General features: G+C 72.8%; 20 protein-coding genes. 9 read left to right on the top strand and 11 right to left on the bottom strand.

Annotated features, from left to right (window positions below; genetic code table 11):
- Positions 1 to 28: 28 nt before the first annotated feature.
- Entirely contained in the window at positions 29 to 1,261 is a 1,233-nt protein-coding gene (serB, locus tag ACERUN_RS08750; protein ID WP_370289509.1) for a phosphoserine phosphatase SerB, read from the top strand.
- A gap of 28 nt (positions 1,262 to 1,289) precedes the next feature.
- On the opposite strand, the gene ACERUN_RS08755 is transcribed toward serB, so the two are convergent.
- From ACERUN_RS08755 to ACERUN_RS08770, 4 genes are all read right to left on the bottom strand, one after another.
- Positions 1,290 to 1,796 carry a histidine phosphatase family protein gene (locus ACERUN_RS08755; RefSeq protein ID WP_370289510.1) on the bottom strand — a complete coding sequence of 169 codons (507 nt, stop codon included), beginning with the start codon at positions 1,794 to 1,796 and terminating at the stop codon, positions 1,290 to 1,292.
- 61 nt (positions 1,797 to 1,857) lie between these two features.
- On the bottom strand, positions 1,858 to 2,676 hold the full coding sequence (fabI, locus tag ACERUN_RS08760) for an enoyl-ACP reductase FabI (protein WP_370289511.1): 819 nt from the start codon (positions 2,674 to 2,676) through the stop codon (positions 1,858 to 1,860).
- 1 nt (position 2,677) lies between these two features.
- Positions 2,678 to 3,388, bottom strand: coding sequence for a beta-ketoacyl-ACP reductase (locus ACERUN_RS08765; RefSeq protein WP_370289512.1), 711 nt, complete (start codon positions 3,386 to 3,388; stop codon positions 2,678 to 2,680).
- Positions 3,389 to 3,494: 106 nt separating this feature from the next.
- Complete coding sequence (locus ACERUN_RS08770; protein WP_370289513.1) at positions 3,495 to 3,710, bottom strand: dodecin; 216 nt, start codon at positions 3,708 to 3,710, stop codon at positions 3,495 to 3,497.
- A gap of 60 nt (positions 3,711 to 3,770) precedes the next feature.
- Between ACERUN_RS08770 and ACERUN_RS08775 the strand changes: the two genes are divergently transcribed.
- Positions 3,771 to 4,097 carry a DUF3099 domain-containing protein gene (locus tag ACERUN_RS08775; RefSeq protein WP_370289514.1) on the top strand — a complete coding sequence of 109 codons (327 nt, stop codon included), beginning with the start codon at positions 3,771 to 3,773 and terminating at the stop codon, positions 4,095 to 4,097.
- A complete protein-coding gene (locus tag ACERUN_RS08780) occupies positions 4,090 to 4,296 on the top strand; it encodes an acetone carboxylase (RefSeq protein WP_370289516.1) in 207 nt (68 codons plus the stop codon). The genes ACERUN_RS08775 and ACERUN_RS08780 overlap by 8 nt, the downstream gene beginning before the upstream one ends.
- 18 nt (positions 4,297 to 4,314) lie before the next feature.
- Here the strand turns inward: ACERUN_RS08780 and moaA are convergent, their stop codons facing one another.
- On the bottom strand, positions 4,315 to 5,307 hold the full coding sequence (gene moaA, locus ACERUN_RS08785) for a GTP 3',8-cyclase MoaA (protein WP_370289517.1): 993 nt from the start codon (positions 5,305 to 5,307) through the stop codon (positions 4,315 to 4,317).
- Positions 5,308 to 5,380: 73 nt separating this feature from the next.
- On the opposite strand from moaA, the gene ACERUN_RS08790 reads away from it, so the two are divergent.
- The gene (locus ACERUN_RS08790; RefSeq protein ID WP_370289518.1) at positions 5,381 to 6,250 is read left to right on the top strand and encodes an SURF1 family protein; all 870 of its coding nucleotides are present in this window, start codon (positions 5,381 to 5,383) and stop codon (positions 6,248 to 6,250) included.
- Positions 6,251 to 6,344: 94 nt separating this feature from the next.
- Complete coding sequence (locus tag ACERUN_RS08795; protein ID WP_370289519.1) at positions 6,345 to 7,724, top strand: CARDB domain-containing protein; 1,380 nt, start codon at positions 6,345 to 6,347, stop codon at positions 7,722 to 7,724.
- A gap of 10 nt (positions 7,725 to 7,734) precedes the next feature.
- On the opposite strand, the gene ACERUN_RS08800 is transcribed toward ACERUN_RS08795, so the two are convergent.
- Genes ACERUN_RS08800 through glpK form a run of 3 tightly spaced genes read right to left on the bottom strand, consistent with a single transcriptional unit; the run spans position 7,735 to position 11,811 of the window.
- Positions 7,735 to 8,511, bottom strand: a complete 777-nt coding sequence (locus ACERUN_RS08800) for an SDR family NAD(P)-dependent oxidoreductase (RefSeq protein ID WP_370289520.1) — start codon at positions 8,509 to 8,511, stop codon at positions 7,735 to 7,737.
- Entirely contained in the window at positions 8,511 to 10,280 is a 1,770-nt protein-coding gene (locus ACERUN_RS08805) for a glycerol-3-phosphate dehydrogenase/oxidase (RefSeq protein ID WP_370289521.1), read from the bottom strand. Before ACERUN_RS08805 ends, ACERUN_RS08800 begins: the two co-directional genes overlap by 1 nt.
- Before the next feature lies 1 nt (position 10,281).
- Complete coding sequence (gene glpK, locus ACERUN_RS08810; RefSeq protein WP_370289522.1) at positions 10,282 to 11,811, bottom strand: glycerol kinase GlpK; 1,530 nt, start codon at positions 11,809 to 11,811, stop codon at positions 10,282 to 10,284.
- A gap of 83 nt (positions 11,812 to 11,894) precedes the next feature.
- On the opposite strand from glpK, the gene ACERUN_RS08815 reads away from it, so the two are divergent.
- Together ACERUN_RS08815 and ACERUN_RS08820 are read left to right on the top strand one after the other, a co-directional pair.
- Positions 11,895 to 12,686 carry an ABC transporter ATP-binding protein gene (locus ACERUN_RS08815; protein WP_370289523.1) on the top strand — a complete coding sequence of 264 codons (792 nt, stop codon included), beginning with the start codon at positions 11,895 to 11,897 and terminating at the stop codon, positions 12,684 to 12,686.
- Between the two features lies 1 nt (position 12,687).
- Positions 12,688 to 15,270: an ABC transporter permease gene (locus ACERUN_RS08820; protein WP_370289524.1), complete on the top strand. Its 2,583-nt coding sequence runs from the start codon at positions 12,688 to 12,690 to the stop codon at positions 15,268 to 15,270.
- A 15-nt stretch (positions 15,271 to 15,285) separates the two neighbouring features.
- Here ACERUN_RS08820 and abc-f read toward each other — a convergent pair whose 3' ends face one another.
- A complete protein-coding gene (gene abc-f, locus ACERUN_RS08825) occupies positions 15,286 to 16,884 on the bottom strand; it encodes a ribosomal protection-like ABC-F family protein (protein ID WP_370289525.1) in 1,599 nt (532 codons plus the stop codon).
- Between the two features lie 108 nt (positions 16,885 to 16,992).
- On the opposite strand from abc-f, the gene ACERUN_RS08830 reads away from it, so the two are divergent.
- Positions 16,993 to 17,940 (top strand): neutral zinc metallopeptidase, encoded by a 948-nt coding sequence (locus ACERUN_RS08830; RefSeq protein ID WP_370289526.1) that lies wholly within the window; start codon positions 16,993 to 16,995, stop codon positions 17,938 to 17,940.
- A 10-nt stretch (positions 17,941 to 17,950) separates the two neighbouring features.
- Here ACERUN_RS08830 and ACERUN_RS08835 read toward each other — a convergent pair whose 3' ends face one another.
- Positions 17,951 to 18,883, bottom strand: a complete 933-nt coding sequence (locus ACERUN_RS08835; protein ID WP_370289527.1) for a phosphotransferase — start codon at positions 18,881 to 18,883, stop codon at positions 17,951 to 17,953.
- A gap of 262 nt (positions 18,884 to 19,145) precedes the next feature.
- On the opposite strand from ACERUN_RS08835, the gene ACERUN_RS08840 reads away from it, so the two are divergent.
- The gene (locus tag ACERUN_RS08840) at positions 19,146 to 19,634 is read left to right on the top strand and encodes a GNAT family N-acetyltransferase (protein WP_370289528.1); all 489 of its coding nucleotides are present in this window, start codon (positions 19,146 to 19,148) and stop codon (positions 19,632 to 19,634) included.
- Here the strand turns inward: ACERUN_RS08840 and ACERUN_RS08845 are convergent.
- Positions 19,635 to 20,610, bottom strand: a 976-nt coding sequence (locus ACERUN_RS08845; RefSeq protein ID WP_370289529.1) for an HNH endonuclease signature motif containing protein, incomplete at its 5' end; no start/stop codon positions are given. It abuts the gene before it with no gap.

Here is a 20,610-nt window from a genome sequence, read left to right on the forward strand (position 1 = left end):
CGGAGGCGGGAGTAGCCTCACCCCCGCCATGAGCACACATCACAGCGAGGCGCCCGTCGGCGACACCCTGCTCATCACCGTCACCGGCCGCGACCGGCCCGGCGTCACGTCGGCGGTGCTCGGCGCCGTGGCCCACGTCGGCGTCACCGTGGTCGACGTGGAGCAGATCGTGATGCGCGGTCAGCTCGTGCTCGGCGTGCTCGTCACCGCGCCGCGCGACGCCCGGCGCGTGCTCGACCCCGTCGAGGACACCGTGGCCCGCCTCGGCATGAACGTGACCATCGAGCGCGGGCAGGGCGACAACCGGGCCCGCCCCGAGCAGCGCGCCCACGTGACCCTGATCGGCGCCCCGCTCAAGGCGTCCGCGCTCGCGGCCATCAGCGGCCGCATCGCCGACTGCGGCGGCAACATCGACCGCATCGAGCGCATGGCGCGCTATCCCGTGACGGCCATCGAGCTCAAGGTCTCCGGCGCGGCCCCCGACCGGCTGCGCACCCTGCTGGCCAAGGACGCCGCCGAGCTGGGGGTCGACGTGGCCGTGCAGCCGGCCGACCTGCTGCGCCACGGCGTGCGGCTGATCGTCATGGACGTCGACTCCACGCTCATCCAGGGCGAGGTCATCGAGATGCTGGCCGAGCACGCGGGGCACGGCGAAGCCGTCGCGGAGATCACCGAGCGTGCGATGCGCGGGGAGCTCGACTTCGAGCAGTCGCTGCGCGAGCGCGTGCGCCTGCTGGCCGGGCTCGACGCGAGCGTGCTCGAGGAGGTGTACGGCCAGATCGTCGTCAACCCCGGTGCCCGCACGCTCGTGCGCACGCTGCGGCGCCTGGGCTACCGCTTCGCCATCGTCTCCGGAGGGTTCAGCCAGATCACCGATCGGCTGGCCGCCGACCTCGGCATCCACCGTGCGCGCGCCAACACGCTCGAGATCGTCGACGGTCGCCTCACGGGCGAGGTCGTGGGCGCCGTGGTCGACCGCGCGGGCAAGGCCGAGGCGCTGCGCGAGTTCGCCGCCGACCTCGGTGTTCCGGAGGCGGCGACGATCGCGATCGGCGACGGCGCCAACGACCTCGACATGCTCGCCGCCGCGGGCCTGGGGATCGCCTACAACGCCCGCCCGGTGGTGCGGGCCGCGGCCGACACCTCGCTCAACGTGCCCTACCTCGACGCGATCATGTACCTGCTCGGCATCACCCGCGAGGAGATCGTGGCCGCGGACGCCGCCGACGGCATCGTCACCCCCACGCCGCCGCTTCTCTAAGCCGCCTCTGCCCTGCGCGACCGTCCGCTCAGGAGCGACCGACGTGGAAGTCGGCCAGCCGGGCCGAGGCCGGTGCCACGTCGTCCCACTCGCCGTCGAACTCGAGCACCGCGGCGGCCGACGTCGGGAAGCCGGTGAGGGCCGCACCGGTGTGATCGCCCTCGCCGTCGTCCAGCCACTGCACGAGCGACCCCATGGTCGGGTTGTGGCCGATGACGACGAGGGTGGTGTGCGCGTCGTCGGCGGCGCGCACGATCTCGAGGACGCCGTCCTCCTCGCAGCCGTAGAGGTGGGCGTCGATGTGCGGGGTGAGCGCCCATCCGGCGGCGGCCGCCACCTCCGCCCAGGTCTGCCGGGTGCGGACGGCGTCGGACACGTGGGCGGCGTCGGGGATGATGCCGATGTCGGCGAGCCAGCGGCCCAGCTCGGCGGCGTCAGCGCGGCCGCGCTCGGTGAGGGCGCGCTCGGCATCGCTGGCGGCGAAGGCCTCGGCCTTGGCGTGGCGGACGAGGACGAGACGTCGACTGCGGTGCACCCCTCGATCGTAGGCAGACCCGGCGTCGGTGCCCGGGTGCCGCTCCGATGTGCCGGACGTCTCAGGCGCCCATCGCGTGGAAGCCGCCGTCGACGTGGACGACCTCGCCGGTCGTGGCTGGGAAGAGGTCCGAGAGCAGGGCGCAGACCGCACGAGCGGTCGGCTCCTGGTCGGTGTTGTCCCAGCCCAGCGGAGCGCGCGTCGTCCACAGCGACTCGAGGTCCTCGAACCCCGGGATGGCCTTGGCGGCCAGGGTGCGCAGCGGGCCGGCCGAGACCAGGTTGACCCGGATGCCCTCGGCGCCGAGGTCGCGCGCCCGGTAGCGCGCGCAGGACTCCAGCCCGGCCTTGGCGACGCCCATCCAGTCGTAGACCGGCCAGGCGACGGTCGCGTCGAAGGTGAGACCCACGACGGAGGACCCCGGGACCATCAGGGGACGGGCCGCGACGGCCAGGGACTTGAGGGAGTAGGCCGAGACCTCCAGGGCCTGGGCAACGTCCTTCCAGGGGCCGTCGAGGAACTTGCCGCCCAGGAGCGTCTCGGGGTTGCCGTAGGCGATCGAGTGGACGACGCCGTGCAGCACCGCGTCGGCGCCGAGGTGCTCGCGCACCGCCTCGGGCAGCGACGCGAGGTGCTCGGGGTCGGTGACGTCGAGCTCGAGCACGGGCGGCTCGACCGGGAGTCGGCGGGCGATGCGCCGGGTGATGCGCAGGGCCTGACCGAAGTTGGAGATGAGCACGGTCGCGCCCTGCTCCTGGGCGAACTTCGCCACGGCGAAGCCGATGGAGGTGTCGAGGGTGACGCCGGCGACCAGGATGGTGCGGCCGGCGAGGATGCCGCTCCCCTGCTCGGTCGTCTGCTCGTTCGTCTGCTCGGTCATCTCAGTGCCCCATCCCGAGTCCGCCGTCGACGGGGATCACCGCGCCGGTCACGTAGCCGGCCTCGGGCGAGGCCAACCAGCGCACCGCCGCCGCCACCTCCGCGGGATCGGCGTAGCGACCGAGCGGCACCTGCGCCCGGATCGCCTCCTTCTGGGAGTCGGTGAGCACCGCGGTCATGTCGGTGTCGACGTAGCCCGGAGCGACGACGTTGGCCGTGATGGAACGCGGACCCAGCTCGCGCGCCAGCGAGCGCGCCATGCCGACGAGGCCGGCCTTGGAGGCGGCGTAGTTGACCTGGCCGGGAGAGCCCAGCAGGCCGACGACGCTGGAGATCAGGATGATCCGTCCGCGACGCGCGCGCACCATGCTCTTCGCGGCGCGCCGGGCCAGGCGGAAGGAGCCCGTCAGGTTGGTGTCGACGACGCGGTCCCAGTCGTCGTCCGACATGCGCAGGAGCAGGGTGTCGGCGGTGATGCCGGCGTTCGCCACGAGCACCTCGACGGGCCCGTGGGCCTCCTCGGCCTCGGCGAACGCGCCGTCGACCGCTGCCTGGTCGGTGACGTCGGCCTTGATCTCGAGGGCGCCCTCGGGCGCACCCCCGCTGCGCGTGGTGACGGCGACCCGGTCGCCGGCGGCGAGGAAGGACTCGGCGATCGCGCGGCCGATGCCGCGGTTGCCGCCGGTGACGAGGACCGAACGTGGTGTGCTCACGTCGGCGACGCTAACGAAGCGGGCGGGGACTCCTCGCGCCCCGCGAGCACCAAGATGCCGCGTCGACGTTGTGGGATCCCTACAAGCGGGACCCGGCAGGAGCGACCTACTCGTCGTCCTCGAGGCGGAAGCCGATCTTGAGGGTGACCTGGAAGTGCTCGACCTCGCCGTCCTTGATGTGGCCGCGGACCTGGGACACCTCGAACCAGTCGAGGTGGCGCAGGGTCTGGCCCGCTCGGGAGACGCCGTTGCGGATCGCCTGGTCGATGCCGTCGGGCGAGGTGCCGACGATCTCGCTGATGCGGTAGGTGCGGTTCGACATGCGCCGCAGCCTACTCACGGACCACCGGCGAACCTTGGCGGCCCGGCGTAACCTGGCTCCATGAGCACCCGTCCTGGTCGATCGCGAGAGCAGGACGCGATCCGGATCACCACGGCCGGCGAGGGGCCCCAGGCCGACCTCGCCCGCCGTCAGCGCAAGTACGTCATCGCCATGACGATCCGCACGCTGTGCTTCGTCGCCGCCGCTGCCACGGGAGCCGCGGGCTGGCACTGGGTGTGGCCGTTCTTCATCGCGGGGGCGGTGTTCCTGCCCGGCTTCGCCGTGGTCATCGCCAACGTCGAGGACACCCGCTCCACCGACCTCCCGCTCACCGGCGGCGGCAACGCCCAGCGCCAGCTGAAGGCCGGCCCCACGCCCCGTGACTGACGTCGGGCCCGCGACGCACACGTGCTCCTCCCGCGGCTGCCGCGCGGATGCCGCATGGGAGCTGCACTGGAACAACCCGAAACTCCACACGGCCGACCGGCGCAAGATCTGGCTGGCCTGCGAGGAGCACCGAGGCGCTCTCGGCGACTTCCTGGGTGCGCGGGGGTTCCTGCGCGAGACGCTCCCGCACGCGCCCTGACGCATCGCGACCGGGCCCTCAGCCTCCGATGGCCGACATCGGCCGGCCCGGCTGCAGGAAGGTGGGGTCGTCGATGCCGTGCCCCGGCGCCTTGCCGATGACGGCAGCGCGCCAGCGCTCGGCGAGCTCGGCGTCGGTGGCGCCGGCGCGCAGCGCCGCCCGCAGGTCTGACTCCTCGCGCGCGAAGAGGCAGTTGCGCACCTGGCCGTCGGCGGTGAGTCGGACGCGGTCGCAGTCGCCGCAGAACGGACGGGTGACCGAGGCGATCACACCGACCGTGGCCGGGCCGCCCTCGACGCGGAAGAGCTCGGCCGGGGCGCTGCCGCGCGGCTCGACGGCCGGCGACAGGTCGAAGCGCGCCTGCAGGGACGCCAGGATCTCGTCGGCGGTGACCATCTCGTCGCGCTGCCACCCGTGCTGGGCGTCCAGCGGCATCTGCTCGATGAAGCGCAGCTCGTAGCCGCGCTCGAGGCACCACGCCAGCAGCTCGGGCGCCTGGTCGTCGTTGACGCCGCGGATGAGCACGGCGTTGACCTTGATCGGTCCGAGGCCGGCGGCGTCGGCCGCTGCGAGGCCCGCCACGACGTCGTCCAGCCGGTCGCGGCGGGTGAGCTCGGTGAAGGTGTCGCGGCGCACGGTGTCGAGGCTGACGTTGACGCGGTGCAGGCCGGCCTCGGCCAGCGCGGTGGCGGTGCGGGCCAGGCCCAGACCGTTGGTGGTCATGGAGAGCTCGAGACCGGGATGCGCGGCGTGCACCTGGGCGACGATGTCGACGAGGCCGCGTCGCACCAGCGGCTCGCCTCCGGTGAAGCGCACCTCCTCGACCCCGAGGTGAGCCGCGGCGACCCCGACGAGACGCACGACCTCGGCGTCGGTGAGCTGCTCCTCGGTGGGCATCCAGTCGAGGCCCTCCGGCGGCATGCAGTAGGTGCACCGCAGGTTGCAGCGGTCGGTGAGTGAGACCCGGAGGTCGGTGGCCACCCGGCCGTGGCGGTCGATCAGGCGCTCCATCACATCATCCTAGGCAGACGGTCGCGACCGGCCCGGATGCGGGGCGGTACCACCCGCCGCCTACCGTTGTGGTGTGGGTTCGAGCTTGACGTCGTGGCGCTTCCTGCTGAGTCGTCGCTGGGTGCTGTTCTTCTTCGCCGTGCTCCTCATCGGCTACGGCACCTGGTGGCTCGGCGAATGGCAGTTCGGGCGCCTCGCCGATCGCCGCGAGCGCAACGCGATCGTGGAGACCAACGAGAAGCAGCAGCCCGTGCCGGTGGGCGACGTCCTCGGCGTGGGCAAGCCCGTCGCCGAGCGCGACGAGTGGCGTCTGGTGAGCGCCGAGGGCGAGTACGACGTCGCTCGCACGGTCGTCGTCCGCTACCGCACCCGCGATGGCGCTCCGGGCGTCGAGGTGGTCGTCCCGTTCGTGACCGAGGGCGGCGAGACCTTCCTCGTCGACCGCGGGTGGTTCGGCACCGACGACCCCGAGATCGGGCCGGACAAGATCCCGGCACCGCCCTCGGGCGAGGTGACCATGACGGGCTGGGTGCGCGACAACGGCACCGGCGAGTCGACGGCCGTCGACAGCGACCGTTCGACGCGCGCCATCGCCAGCGGCCCGATCGGACGCGCCATCGACCGCGAGCTGCTCAACGGCTTCGTCGCCCTGCGCTCGGAGTCGCCCGAGCCCGCCACTGCGCTGGAGCCGGTCGAGCTGCCGGACCTCGGCGAGGGTCCCCACTTCTTCTACGGTCTGCAGTGGTGGTTCTTCGGCCTGCTGGCCACCTTCGGCTTCGGCTACCTCGCCTGGGACGAGCGCCAGAACGGCCCGCGCAAGGAGCGGGTCGCCGCCAGGGAGCCGAGCGAGCGTCAGAAGCGCCGCGAGATCCGACGTCGCCAGATCGCGATGACGCAGGAGAAGGCCCGCGCCGAGCGGGCCGAGGAGAAGGCCCGCGGCTGACGTCGGCCCCTGCTGGGTCGGCTGGGACCGAGTTGGGACCGATCACGTCGGCGCCTGACGAGTCGACGACGGCCCGGAGCCCTAGGGTCGGGCCATGGCCACTCGACGACGAACGGGTGGCGCCCTCGCGGCACTCGCCGTGACCGCCGCCCTGCTCTCCCTCAGCGGCATGCGGACGACGCCCGCCGAGGCCGCCCCGAGGCGAGCCGACCTCGTCGTCGCCGCCACCACGCCCGGCAAGCTGGTCGCCGCCTCCGGCGGTGCGATCAGCACGAGGGTCTCGGTGCGCAACCGCGGACGCGCGACCGCCGCGCGGTCCCTGCTCGCCCTGTACCTCTCCCGCGACGCCCGGCTCGGGAGCGGCGACCGCTTCCTGGCCTCGGGCGAGGTGGCGGTGCTCGATCCCGGCGAGACCGCCGTCCGGGCGATGATCGCGAAGCTCCCGACCCCGCTGGCCACCGGCACCTGGCGGGTGCTGGCGTGCGCTGACGCCAACCGCAGGGTTACGGAGTCGTCGGAGACCAACAACTGCCGCGTCCACCGCAGCTTCGACGTCGCCGCCCCGGCCCCACCGCCTTCTGGGCCCAGTGGCGGCGCGGCGTCGGTGTGCGGCGGCTCGATCATGCCGTACCCCCAAGGGACGACGCCTCCCCCCGGCGTCCGCTTCGAGGTGACGCCTGCGAGCCCTGATGGCGCGCTGGCCGTGACGGCCGACCCGGTGGGAGCCGAGTTCGAGCAGATCGACCAGTACGCCCAGACCATCGTCACGGTCACCAACGTCGGCACCGCCACCTCCCCCGGCATCGCCTACCAGGCCCTGTCCTGCGTCCCGGCCCGCGGAGCGCCGGGCCACTGGGGGTCCCTCGACGCCTGGGACGACGGAATCGATCCCGGCCGGCGGTGCGGTGCCAACGGCCAGTTCGGTGCCGTCCTCCCGGGTCAGTCCTGTGACATCGCCCTGTATGCCTCCGACGTGGTGCGCGGCGGCTCCAATCCCGGCTACCTGCGCCTGCTCGCCGGGAACGACGTGCTCGCGGTGTTCCCGGTGGTCGTCGATGCGCTGAGTCGCGGCTACCTCGCACTCGAGACCCTCCCGGGCAGCGACGACCTCCGGAACAACGCCCCGGGCCGGCATCGTGAGCGGCTCGTCAAGGCCACCAACATCGGCGACCGGGACGCCGTCCCCTCCTTCGGCTTCTCCGACTGGGCGGGCGTCTTCGAGATCGACGACACCTGGACGCCGCCGGCGGGCCTGCGTCGCTGCGAGGTCACCTACTCCGGTGCGAGCGGCACCTACGTCGGCGCGCTCAGTCCGGGGGCGTCCTGCGCGGTGCGGGTCGATGTCTGCAGTGCGCTGCCGAACGTCGACTACACCACGAGGCTCTACGCCAGCCGCATCGACGGGGCGCGGCAGTCCGACGACCTCACGCTGCGCTACACGACCACCGCGGCACCCGCTGAGCAGAGCTGCTAGTCAGAGCGAGTCACAGCGAGCGCGAGAGGCCGCCGTCCACGGGCACCATGGCGCCGGTGACGAAGGACGCCGCGGGCGAGAGCACGAAGGCGGCGACTCGACCGAACTCGTCGGGTTCGCCGTAGCGGCCGAGCGGGATGCGCGCCTCGTTGGTGGCGCGAGCCGCTGCGGCGTCGCCGGTGGCGGCGTCGAGCTCGGCGACGCGCTCGGTGGAGACCCGGCCGGGCAGCAGGCCGTTGACGCGCACGCCGCGCGGGCCGAGCTCGTCGGCGAGGTCCTTGGCGACCATGCCGAGGCCGGGGCGCAGGCCGTTGGAGACGGCGAGCCCGGTGATCGGCTCACGCACGCTGGTCGAGAGCACGAGGGCGAGCGACCCGCCGCCGTGCGCGGCGAGCTCGAGCCCGACCTCGCGCAGCAGGCGCACGGTGCCGAGGAACACCGCGTCGAATGCACCCTGCCATTGGATGTCGGTGATGGCGCTCGGCGGCCCGGGCGGCGGACCACCGACACTGACCAGCGCGCCGTCGAGGCGCTGCCACTGCTCGCGGGCGGCGGTGATGAGGCGCGCGGGGGTGTCGGGCTCGCCGTTGTCGGCCACCACGCCGAGCGCACAACCCTCCCCGCCGATGGCCTCGAGGTCGGCGACGACGGCTTCCACCGCCTCGGGGCCGCGGCCCGTGACGACCACGTGGGCGCCGTCGGCGACCAGGGCGGCGGCGGTGGCGCGACCGAGGCCGCGCGTGCCGCCGGTGACGAGGTAGACGCGACCGGCGAGGTCGAGGTCCATCAGGGCTCCTGACTGGTGGGGCTGGACGATGCGGGCTCGCCGGCGGCCTGCGACACCGGGACGACGTCGGGCGCACCCTTGCGGGCCGCGTCGGCGGTGAGGTCGTCGGGCTGGCGCTGGCTCTCGCGCTCGGCCTCGACCCGCTTGAGGTAGTGGTCGACCTCGCGCTGCAGCTGCTCGGCGTCCCAGCGGAGGTGACCGCGCACCAGCTCGGCCACGTGCGGTGCCGCGCCCACCCCGCGGTCGAAGGTCTCGAACGAGACCCGCATCCGGCGGGTGAGGATGTCGTCGAGGTGCCGGGCACCCTCGTGGGTCACGGCGTACACGGCCTCGGCCTGGAGGTAGTCCTCCGCACCGGGCAGCGGCTCCGCGAGCTCCGGCTCCGCGGCGATGAGGTCGAGCACCTCGAGGGTGAGCGATCCGTAGCGGTCGAGCAGGTGCTCGATCCGGCTGACCGTCAGACCCGACTGGGCGGCCAGCGTGCGGCGCTGGTTGACGAGCGCCTGGTAGCCGTCGACCCCCACCATCGGGATCCGATCGGTGACGCACGCACCCACGCGTCGTCCGAGCACGGACTCCAGGCCGTGCACGGCCTCGTCGACCGCGTCGGCGGCCATCACGCGGTAGGTCGTGTACTTGCCGCCCGCCACCACCACCAGGCCGGGCACGCTGTGGGCCACCGCGTGCTCGCGCGAGAGCTTGGACGTCGCGTCCGACTCCCCCGCCAGCAGCGGCCGCAACCCGGCGTAGACGCCCTCCACGTCGTCGCGGGTCAGCGGCACCTCGAGCACGCGGTTGACGTGGTCGAGCAGGTAGTCGATGTCGCGCGAGCTGGCCGCCGGGTGGTCCTTCGACAGCGCCCAGTCGGTGTCGGTGGTGCCGATGATCCAGTGCCGCTTCCACGGGATCACGAAGAGCACCGAGGTCTCGGTGCGCAGGATCAGGCCGGTCTCGCCGCGGATGCGGTCGCGCGGCACCACGAGGTGGATGCCCTTGGAGGCGCGCACCTTGAACTGCCCCCGCTCGCGCGCCATCGACTGCGTCTCGTCGGTCCACACGCCGGTGGCGTTGATGACCTGGGAGGCGCGGATGGTGAACCGGTGGCCGGTCTCGAGGTCGACGACCTCGGCGCCGACCACGCGCTCGCTCTCCTTGACCAGTCCGAGCACGCGGGTGCGCGAGGCCACGGCCGCGCCGTAGGTGGCAGCGGTGCGCGCGAGCACCATGGTGTGGCGGGCGTCGTCCACCTGGGCGTCGTAGTAGCGGATGGCGCCCACCAAGGCGTCCTTGCGCAACGAGGGGAACGCCCGCCGAGCACCGCGGCGGGTGAGGTGGCGGTGCAGCGGCACGCCGTCGCCGTAGCCGCTGGCCCGTGACATCGTGTCGTAGAGGGCCACGCCGGCGCCGGCGTACCAGCGCTCCCAGCCGCGACCGTTGAGCGGGTAGAGGAAGGGCACGGGCTTCACTAGGTACGGCGCGAGGTGCTGCATGAGCAGCCCGCGCTCCTTGAGGGCCTCGGCGACGAGGCGGAAGTCGAGCATCTCGAGGTAGCGCAGCCCACCGTGCACGAGCTTGGAGCTGCGGCTCGACGTGCCGGAGGCAAAGTCGCGGGCCTCGACCAGGCCCACGGTGAGGCCGCGCGTGGCGGCGTCCAGGGCGGCACCGGTGCCGACCACACCGCCGCCGATCACGAGGACGTCGAGCTGCTGCGAGCCCATCCGCTTCAGCGCGGCGCTGCGCGAGCGCGGCGAGAGGGGTGCGGGGTTCATCTCAGTCGACCTCCACCCAGTCGAGGGTCCGTTGCACGGCCTTCTTCCACCGGGCGTACGCCGATGTACGCCGTTCGTCGTCCCACTGGGGCTCCCAGCGGACGTCCTCGCGCCAATTCTCGCGCAGCTCGTCGGTGGAGGCCCAGTAGCCCACCGAGAGGCCTGCGGCGTAGGCGGCGCCCAGCGCCGTGGTCTCGGGGACGACGGGCCGGCTCACCGGCACGCCGAGCACGTCGGCCTGGATCTGCATGCACAGGCTGTTGAGCGTCACGCCGCCGTCGACCTTGAGCACCTCGAGGTGCACACCGGAGTCAGCACACATCGCCTCGACCACGTCGCGGGACTGGAAGCAGATCGCCTCGAGCGTGGCGCGCGCCAGGTGGGCGTTGGTGTTGAAGCGGGAGAGGCCGACGATGGCGCCGCGGGCATCTGAGCGCCAGTACGGCGCGAAGAGGCCGGAGAAGGCCGGAACGAAGTAGACGCCGCCGTTGTCGTCGACCTGCCGGGCGAGCGCCTCGGACTCCCCCGCCCCGCTGATGATGCCGAGCTGGTCGCGCAACCACTGCACCGCCGAGCCGGTGACCGCGATCGACCCCTCGAGGGCGTAGACGCAGGGCTCGTCGCCGAGCCGGTAGGCCGGCGTGGTGAGCAGACCCGCCTGCGAGCGCACGATCTCGGTGCCGGTGTTGAGCAGCATGAAGTTGCCGGTGCCGTAGGTGTTCTTGGCCTCGCCCGGCGCGAAGCAGACCTGGCCGACCGTGGCGGCCTGCTGGTCGCCCAGGATGCCGGTGATCGGCACCTCACCGCCGAAGGGGCCGTGCAGCCGGGTCACGCCGAAGGGGCGACCCGCCACGGCGGAGGACTCGCGGATCGTCGGCAGCATCGCGCGCGGCACCTCGAAGAACGACAGCAGCTCGTCGTCCCAGTCGAGGGTCTCCAGGTCCATCAGCATGGTGCGCCCGGCGTTGGTCACGTCCGTGACGTGGACGCCGCCGTCGGGACCGCCGGTGAGGTTCCACAGCAGCCAGGTGTCGGCCGTGCCGAACAGCGCGTCCCCCGCCTCCGCGGCCTCGCGCGCCCCGGGCACGTTCTGCAGGATCCACTGCAGCTTGCCGCCCGAGAAGTAGGTGGCGGGCGGCAGGCCGGCGCGGTGGCGGATCACGTCGCCGCGCCCGTCGCGGTCGAGCGCCGCCGCGATGGCATCGGTGCGGGTGTCCTGCCACACGATGGCGGCGGTGAGCGGACGCCCGGTGTGACGGTCCCAGACGAACGTGGTCTCGCGCTGGTTCGTGATACCGACGGCGGCGAGGTCGTCGGCCTGGAGGCCGGCCTTGGCCAGCGCGGTCTGGATGACCGCCGAGGTGCGCTCCCAGATCTCGATCGGGTTGTGCTCCACCCACCCGGCCCGCGGCAGCAGCTGCTGGTGCTCGAGCTGGTGGCGGGCGACCTCGCGGCCGGCGTGGTCGAAGACCATGAAGCGCGTGCTCGTGGTGCCCTGGTCGATCGCGCCGACGAAGCGTGGCTCAGCCATGGGGCTCACCCTACGGAACCCCCGGGGCCGCGCCAGGGAGATCCCCGATGCGGGGAGTCGGTGGGCGCTGGCACGCTGGTGACATGACGACCTCCCCCGCGCCCTCCCCCGTCGCCGCGGCGCGCGCGATCGATCTCCGCAAGACCTACGGCCGGGGAGACTCCGAGGTGCGCGCCCTCGACGGCGTGAGTCTCGACGTCGAGGCCGGCCGCTTCACGGCGATCATGGGCCCGTCGGGATCGGGCAAGTCGACCCTGATGCACTGCCTCGCAGCACTCGACTCCCCCACTTCCGGGCAGGTGATCATCGGCGAGACCGATCTGTCGAAGCTGCGCGACAAGGCGCTCACCGCCCTGCGGCGCGACCAGATCGGCTTCGTCTTCCAGGCCTTCAACCTCGTGCCCACCCTCACCGCGCGCGAGAACATCCTGCTGCCGCTGAGCCTGGCGGGTCGTCGTCCCGATGCGGAGTGGTTCGACACCGTGGTCGACACCGTCGGGCTGCGCGACCGGCTGGGCCACCGCCCCTCGGAGATGTCGGGCGGCCAGCAGCAGCGGGTGGCGTGCGCGCGGGCGCTGGCGAGCCGACCCTCGATCGTCTTCGCCGACGAGCCCACCGGCAACCTCGACAGCACCTCAGGGGCCGAGGTCCTGAACTTCCTGCGCCGCAGCGTCAGCGAGTTCGGCCAGACGATCGCGATGGTCACCCACGACGCCGTCGCGGCCTCCTACTGCGACCGGGTCGTGTTCCTCGCCGACGGCCGCATCGTCGACGAGCTGCGCGCCCCCGACCGCGAGACGATCCTGGCCCGCATGTCGGCGCTGCAGGCGGCCGCGATCGCCTCCGCCTCGCCCGCACCCGGGTCGGCGGTCTGAGGTGCTGCGCCTGACCCTGCGCAACCTGCTCGCCCGCAAGGTGCGCCTGGTGATGAGCGGGCTCTCGGTGATCCTCGGCGTCGCCTTCCTCTCCGGCGTGCTGGTCTTCAGCAACGGACTGTCGTCGACCTTCGACGCGATCATCACCGGCTCCACGCCCGACGGCGTCGTGCGGCCCGTCGGGTCGGCCGAGTTCGACGGCGGGTTCTCGGGCCAGAGCGACCTGACGCTGCAGCCCGAGGTGGTCGACCGCCTGGCGGCGCTGCCCGAGGTCGCGCGCGCCGACGGCGACGTCGACGGGTTCGGCATGAGCCTGCTCGGCAAGGACGGCACTGTCGTCGGCGGCACGGGCGCCCCGACGCTCGCCTTCAACCGCACCGACGCCCCCACCATGGACGGCCGACAGGCCCTCACCCTCACCTCGGGCCGATGGCCCTCGGAGGCGGGCCTGGCAGCCGACGGCAGCGCCGAGATCGTCCTGGACGACGCAGCTGCGAAGGCGGGCGACTACCGCGTCGGCGACGAGGTCAAGCTCGTGGCGCCCTTCGGCCAGCTGCAGCGCACCGCGCGACTCGTCGGCACCGCCGAGTTCACCGCGGGCGGCACCGCGGGCGCCACGCTCCTGGTGTTCTCCACCCGCGCGGCGCAGCAGATCTTCCTCGGCGGGGCCGACGCCTTCACCCGCATCTCGCTCACCGCGGCACCAGGCGTCAGCCAGGCTGCTCTGGTGAGGGCCGCCGACCGGGTGCTGCCCGAGAACTACGAGGCCGCCACCGGCGACACGGTCGCCCAGGAGTCGCAGGACGCCATCGGCACCTTTCTCGGCGTCATCAACACCTTCCTGCTGGTGTTTGCGATCATCGCCGTGCTCGTGGGCGGCTTCATCATCGTCAACACCTTCTCGATCCTGGTGGCCCAGCGCACCCGCGAGCTGGCGCTCCTGCGCGCGCTCGGCGCCGGACGCGGCCAGGTCACGCGATCGGTGCTCGTCGAGGCACTCGCCATGGCGCTCGTCGCCACGACCGCCGGCGTGGGCATCGGCTGGCTGCTCGCCCGTGGACTGGCGGCGATCTTCCGCTCCTTAGGCCTCGACATCTCCAGCGACGCGCTCGACCTCACCGCCCCCGCGCTCATCGCCTCCTACGCGGTGGGCGTCGGCGTCACGCTGGCGGCCGCCTACCTGCCCGCCCGGCGCGGGGCCAAGGTGCCGCCGGTCGCTGCGATGCGCACCGACACCGCTGTCGAGCGGCCCCTCGGACGACGCACGCTCGTCGGCACGATCGTGATCGCCCTCGGCGCGGGGCTGGTGATCACCGGCCTCAGCGGCGCCCCCGGATCGGACGCCGCGTGGGTCGGCACCGGCGCGGTGCTCTGGATCCTCGCGCTCATCGGCACCAGCTCGGTGCTCGGTCGCCCCGTGCTCCTCGGCTGCCGGGCCCTGTTCTCCCGTCTGCTTGGCACGCCGGGCCGGCTCGCGGCCGAGAACGCCCTGCGCGACCCGCGGCGCACCGGCGCCACGGCGTCCGCGCTCATGATCGGTCTGGCACTGGTGTCGACCATCGGCGTCCTGGCCGCCTCGCTCAACTCCTCCATCGACGACCTCGTCGACGAGCAGTTCACCGCCGACCTCCTCGTTCGCGACTCCACGTTCCTCCCCTTCTCCACCAGCGTCGGCGACGCGGTGGAGAAGGTGCCGGGCATCGGCACGATCAGCCGCCAGCAGCGGGTCGACGCGCGGGTCGACGGGGCCGACGGCGCGCCCCGCCCCGGCACCGTCGACGTCGGCGGCGTGAGCGGCACCTACTCCGAGATCTACCGCCCGGACGTCGTCGCCGGCACCGCCCGGTTCACCGGTAGCGAGGCGGTGCTGGCCCAGGGCGAGGCGCGCAGCCTGGGGCTCGGCGTGGGCGACCGGCTGCGGCTCTCCTTCCAGGGCGGCAAGCGCCTCGACCTGCGGGTGGTCGGTGTCGTGAAGGACGCCGAGAGCCTGCCCGACGTCCTCGTGCCCCTGGAGCGGCTGGCCGATGCCGGCCTGCGACGCCAGGACACCTCGATCAGCATCCTGGTGGCCCCGGGCAGCGACGTCGCAACGGTGCAGAAGGCCGTGGACGACGCCGCCAGCGTCGTGCCGACCGTCGGGGTGTTCGACAAGGTCAGCTTCGCCGAGGACCTCCGCGGACAGGTCAACCAGCTGCTCTACCTGATCTACGCGCTGCTCGCCCTGGCGATCGTGATCGCGGTCATCGGCATCATCAACACCCTCGGACTCAGCGTCATCGAACGCACGCGCGAGATCGGACTCCTGCGGGCGATCGGGATGAGCCGCGCCGCGCTGCGGCGGATGATCACGCTGGAGTCCATCGCGATCGCGGTGCTGGGTGCGGTGCTCGGGCTCGGACTCGGCGTGCTCGTGGGCGTGCTGCTGCAGCGCAGCCTGCAGGCCGACCTGACCAGCCTCGGCGTCCCGCTGGGCCAGCTCGCGGTCTTCCTGGTGCTGTCGGTGGTCGTCGGCGTGGTGGCGGCGGTGGTGCCCGCCATCCGGGCCGCGCGGCTCGACGTGCTGCGGGCGATCGCCACCGAGTAGCGCCCGCGGCTTCGCTCAGGCCAGGCTGATGAGGTCGGCGTAGTCGGGGTTCCAGAGGTCCTCGACGCCGTCGGGGAGGATGAGCACCCGGTCGGGTTCGAGGGCGTGCACGGCGCCCTCGTCGTGGGTGACCAGCACGATCGCGCCCTCGTAGCGGCGGATGGCGCCCAGCACCTCCTCGCGCGAGGCGGGGTCGAGGTTGTTGGTGGGCTCGTCGAGCAGCAGCACGTTCGCCGCGGAGACGACGAGCGAGGCGAGGGCCAGGCGGGTCTTCTCGCCGCCCGACAGCACCCCCGCGGGCTTGTGCACGTCGTCGCCGGTGAACAGGAACGAGCCCAGCACCGATCGCGCCTCGGTGTCGGTGAGCTCGGGCGCGGCCGACTGCATGTTCTCGAGCACGCTGCGCGAGACGTCGAGGGTCTCGTGCTCCTGCGCGTAGTAGCCGACCTTGAGCCCGTGGCCGGGCACGACCTCGCCGGTGTCGGGCTTGTCGACTCCCGCCAGGATGCGCAGCATCGTGGTCTTGCCGGCGCCGTTGAGGCCGAGGATGACGACTCGTGAGCCCTTGTCGATCGCCAGGTCGACGGCGGTGAACACCTCGAGCGCGCCGTAGGACTTCGAGAGGTCCTGCGCGGTGAGCGGGGTGCGTCCGCAGGGCGCGGGGGTGGGGAACTTGATCGCCGCCACCTTGTCGGCCTGGCGCTCGCCCTCGAGGCCGTCGAGCAGCTTCTCGGCGCGCTTGAGCATCTGCTGCGCTGCGCTGGCCTTGGTGGCCTTCGCCCGCATCTTGTTGGCCTGGTCGGTGAGCGTCTTGGCCTTGTTCTGCGCGTTCATCATCTCGCGCTTGCGACGGGCCTCGTCGGTCTCGCGCTGGGTCAGGTAGTTCTTCCAGCCCATGTTGTAGATGTCGACGACCGAGCGGTTGGCATCGAGGTGGAAGACCTTGTTGACGGTCTCCTCCAGCAGCGCGTTGTCGTGGGAGATCACGATGAAGCCGCCGCGATAGGTCTTCATCCACTCGCGCAGCCACACGATGGAGTCGGCGTCGAGGTGGTTGGTGGGCTCGTCGAGCACCAGCACCTCGGCACTCGAGAACAGGATGCGCGCGAGCTCGACCCGACGGCGCTGGCCGCCCGAGAGCGTGCCGAGCGGCTGGTCCATGAGCCGGTCGGGGATGCCGAGGCTCTGCGCGATCTGCAGCGCCTCGGTCTCGGCCGCGTAGCCACCGCCGGCGTCGAGCTCGTCCTGCGCGCGCTGGAACTTGCGGAAGGCCTTCTCGCGCTTGTTCGCATCCTCCGAGGCCATCGCGACCTCGGCCTCGCGCAGGCGGCGCACCGCGTCGTCCAGGCCGCGGGCGGAGAGGATGCGGTCGCGCACGATGATCTCGGGGTCGCCGACGCGCGGGTCCTGCGGCAGGTAGCCGAGCTCGCCGGTGCTGGTCACGGTGCCGCCGGCGGGGAGCAGGTCCCCTGCCAGCACCTTGGTGAGCGTCGTCTTGCCGGCGCCGTTGCGACCCACCAGGCCGACCTTGTCGCCGGGGCCGACACGGAAGCTGACGTCCTCCATGAGGAGGCGTGCACCGACGCGGACTTCGAGCTGGTGCACCGTGATCATGACCGGGGAATCCTCCCACGGCGCGGTGATCGCCCGGAAAACCGCAGGACCGGAGCGACGCCGGTCACACCGCCGCCGCAGGCGTCCGCGGGCCCTAGGGTGGAGGCCGTGGTGCGCTTCAATCCCAAGGCCCGGCTGGACACCTCGCGCATGCGCCAAGGCGGCTCCGGCCGATCGGGCAGCGCCGGCGGTCGCGGCCTGCCGATCCCCTCGGGCGCCGTGGGCCGCGGGGGCATCGGGACGCTGGTGGTCGTCGTCCTGCTCTACGTCGCAGCGCAGGCCCTCGGCCTCACCGGCGACGACCCGGGTGATGCGGGCGCGTCGTCCTCGGGGCTGACGGACCTGAGCCGCTACGACGGCTGCACCACGGGCGAGGACGCCAACAGCAGCCTCGACTGCGCCCGCGTGGCGATCGAGAACTCGCTGAGCGACTACTGGGCCGGCGCCTTCGGCGACCTGCGCGGCTACCGAGGCACCGGCAGCGCCCGTTTCGAGCCGGTCACCTCGCTCTACACCTTCTCCCGGTCCGTCGACACCGGGTGCGGTCCGGCCGACTCCAGCGTCGGCCCGTTCTACTGCCCCAGCGATGCCTCGATCTACCTCGACACCACCTTCTTCGACGACGTGCTCGAGCGTCAGCTGGGCGGCCCCGACGGGGCGTTCGTGGAGTTCTACGTGATCGCCCACGAGTACGGGCACCACATCTCGAACCTCCTCGGCTCGATGGGCCTCGTCACCAGCCAGGCCACGGGCCCGCAGAGCCAGGGAGTGCGCCTCGAGCTGCAGGCCGACTGCTTCGCGGGCATGTGGGCCGCGCACGCCACCCGCACCCGCGACGCCGACGGCCAGGTGCTCGTCGAGGACGTCACGAAGTCCGACCTCGACCAGGCCCTCGCTGCAGCCGCTGCCGTGGGCGACGACCGCATCGAGGAGCGCACCCAGGGGCGGGTCACCCCGGAGTCGTGGACGCACGGCTCCGCCGAGCAGCGTCAGGCGTGGTTCACCCGAGGCTTCGAGGGTCGCGGCTGCGACACCTTCGCCGCCCGGCGGGTCTGATCCCCCGCGCTCAGAGCTCGAGCAGCGCCTCCATGTGCCCGAACGTGCGCTGCAGCGCCCGCAGGTGGGGGGCCACCGCCGGATGGCGGTACTTGCCCGCCAGTGCGCCCTCGCCGCCGGCCACCCGGGCGAGCGCCCACTCGGCGCGGCTCATCGCGGTGTAGACCGCGGCCACGCGAGCGCCGAGGAGAACCTCCTCCATGCTGGCCGTGCCGTCGGGCAGCCCCATGAGGTAGGCGTCGAGGAGCGGCTCGAACTCCTCGCGCGAGGAGAGCGAGAGGTAGCCGAGATCCGCTCCGACCGGCCCGGTGCCGAGGGTGCCCCAGTCGATGGCCAGGACGTCGTCGCCCAGACGTCCCGGCAGGTTCTGCGCGGTCGGGTCGCCGTGCTGGGCGACCTGCGGCAGGGCCTCGAGCCGGCGCAGCATCGCTGCGCGGCGCGACCACAGGTGCTCGGCGAGGTCCGCCACCGACGTGCGCGCGAGGGTGGGCCATCCACCGCGGCGCTCGACGCGTTCGAGGCGGTCGGCGAGCAGGTGCGCGGCGAGGAAGGACTGGGAGCCGAGCTCGGCGCCAGCGAAGCGTCCCAGCGCGTGGGCGAGGAAGAGGCCGGTGGTGGCGGCGTCCTCGACCCAGTCGCGCACGATGGTGACGCCGGTGTCGTCCTCCTCGACCGATGCGGTGACGCCGCGCAAGCCCGGGGTGTCGTGGGTCAGCGCGCAGATCAGGACGTCAGCCTCACGCCGCCAGTACCCCACGTTGCGGCACGCCGACAGCTCGGCCGGGTCGCCGGGCTGCGGTGCCGCGAGACGCTTGACGACCACCGGTCGCTCGCCGAGGGCGGTGCGCCAGACCCCCACCGTGGAGGTGCCGGTGCCGCCGGGGAGCGTCACCCAGTGCGGCTCCGGCTGCCAGGGCGCGGACGGCCCCGAAGGCACTGACATGGCCCGAAGGTAGCCGACCGCCCGGGTGGATCGTGGGAGATGCGCTCAGCCGATGTCGCGACGCCGCACGGCCGCCGCCCCCGCACCGAGGACGACGAGCGCCACCGCGCTCAACCCGACGGCGCTCCCCCAGCTCCACGCGGCGGCGGGGACCGCGGGGACGTGGGGGGTAGGGCGAGCAGCACGAGCACCGCGATCGAGGTCGGCATCAGCACCCGATCGGTGCGCAGAGCGCAGCGGACGAGCGGCCATGATGGGTCCCATGGCCTCGCTCGACGGTGCTCCCGGCGCCCTCACCATCGCCGACGACGACCCGCGCAGCTCCGACGTGCTGGCCCTCCTCGAGGAGCACCTCGCCGACATGTACGCGACCTCGCCCGCCGAGAGCGTGCACGCGCTGGACCCCGACGCGCTCGCAGCACCCGGCATCCACTTCGTCGCCGCCCGCGCGGACGACGGCACCCTGCTCGGCTGCGCCGCGCTCAAGGACCTCGGCGGTGGCGAGGTGGAACTCAAGTCGATGCGCACCACCGCGGCTGCACGTGGACGCGGCGTCGGCAGGGCGCTGCTCGAGCACCTCATCGGCCTCGCCACGGATCGCGGCCTGCGCCGGATCAACCTCGAGACCGGCACCGAGGACTACTTCGCTCCTGCGCGCGCCCTCTATCTCTCCCGCGGTTTCCGGGAGTGTCCACCGTTCGCCGACTACGGCCTCGACCACCACAGCGTCTTCCTGACGCTCGAGCTGTGATCAGCGGCGTCCCCCGTCGTCGGTGGTTCCTTCGGGGTGGACGTCGAAGCGGTAGCCGTGGGGGCTGACCCACCGGTAGTGCCCGGGCTGGTCGGCGATGAGGTCGACCCGCCACCCGGCGTGGGTCTTGGCCCGGTGGTGACGCCGACACAGCGGCTGGAGGTTGCACGCGCACGTCACCCCACCAGCCGCATGGGAGACGCGGTGGTCCAGGTCGCAGCGGGCAGCGGCCTGCTCGCACGAGGGGAAACGACAGCCGTGGTCACGCAGCTCGACCTGACGCCGTATCCGGTCGGGGATCTCATAGGCCTCCACCGGATGATGCGCGGCCAGGTCGATGACCGGCTGCACACGGATCGTGGTGCCCGGCTGCAGCAGCCACTCACGCACCTGCCCGATCAGCACCGGGACCCGCCCCTCCTCCCACCGCGCCACCGGATTCCCACCTTCAACACCGACTGCGAGTGACTCCGGGGTGAGGTGGACGTTCAACGTCACCCGCCGCCCAGGATCGGACGAGACGACCTCCCCGGTGGTGGGGTCGGCGATCAGCACCTCCTGGCCCAGTGCGATCCGGGCGATCACGCCCAACGCCCGCGCCCGCCGCACCGCGATGGGCGAGGTGTCGCCGCTCCGTGCCAGGGCCTCGGCCTGGCGACTGACCGCCCGCTCCAGATCGGCCGCATCAGCGGCATCGAGCACCGCCTCCACCGCAGCAAGCCCCTCACCACACGACTGGGTGCGCACCACCCGCGCCTCGGCTGCCCGCAGACGACGTGCCTCGGACAGGTCGGGGTCGAACCTCATCACCGCCTCATCCACCAGCTGCCCGAGCCGCTTCCACCCCACCACACCCGTGGCGACCGCAGAACCCAGCCGCTGGTCCACGAACCCGGCCGCCTCAGCGTTCAGCGCGGCCGTGTGGTCCGCGATCCGCGCCGCCCGCCAGGGTGCCAACCGCCCCGCCACCACCGCC

Origin of the sequence: Nocardioides sp. (genome assembly GCF_964229035.1) — a bacterium.
In the GTDB taxonomy this organism is placed as follows: domain Bacteria; phylum Actinomycetota; class Actinomycetes; order Propionibacteriales; family Nocardioidaceae; genus Nocardioides.